The organism is Methylobacterium sp. WL9 (assembly GCF_008040035.1).
Taxonomy (GTDB): Bacteria; Pseudomonadota; Alphaproteobacteria; order Rhizobiales; family Beijerinckiaceae; genus Methylobacterium; species Methylobacterium thuringiense.
This window is the reverse complement of record NZ_VRVE01000206.1, coordinates 1-584: the sequence shown is the minus strand read 5'-3', so window position 1 is coordinate 584 and position 584 is coordinate 1. Positions and strand designations below refer to the sequence as shown.

At 73.6% G+C, this 584-nt stretch carries 1 pseudogene; it reads right to left on the bottom strand.

Features of this window, described 5'->3' with window-relative positions:
- Window positions 1-584: pseudogene (locus FV217_RS23630) on the bottom strand (hypothetical protein); the annotation flags it as partial.

Here is a 584-nt window from a genome sequence, read left to right as displayed (position 1 = left end):
CGCGGCGAGGAGCGGGCCGCGGAGCGACGCGATGCCGAGATCGGCGGCGGCGGCGCAAAGCGTGGCGATAGGGTCGGCGATCGTCCCTCCCCCTTGTGGGGAGGGATCGAGGGTGGGGGTGGTCCCACCGGCCGGCGCGGTGTCAGGCGAAACCACCCCCACCTCCAACTCCTCCCCACAGGGGGGAGGAGAGCCGCCATCTCCGCCGGCCACGCCATGATCTCGAACGGCGAAGGAGCGCTGCGGGGATCCCGGTGCCCTCTCGAGCCCGCCTTCGAGGCCCGCTGGGGCGGGCATCTCAGGATGAGGGTGGGTGTGGGACAATCGGAACTGGGCGAGCGGATCGCTGCCGATGTCCCGCAGCCCGACTCCCGAAAAATCCACCCGGAACGCCAGCCGGTCGGCGAGCGCTTCGGCGGCCGCTTCGTCCGCGCCGCCCTCGTCGAGGAGGATCAGCCCGAAGCGCGCCGGCTGCACGCCCCGCAGGCCGTCGCGTTCCAGGCTGATGCTGCCGGTGTCGAGCGCCGCGCAGAGCCGCGCCACGGTGCCGGCCGAGAGCCGCTCGGCCATCGGCACGACGCACC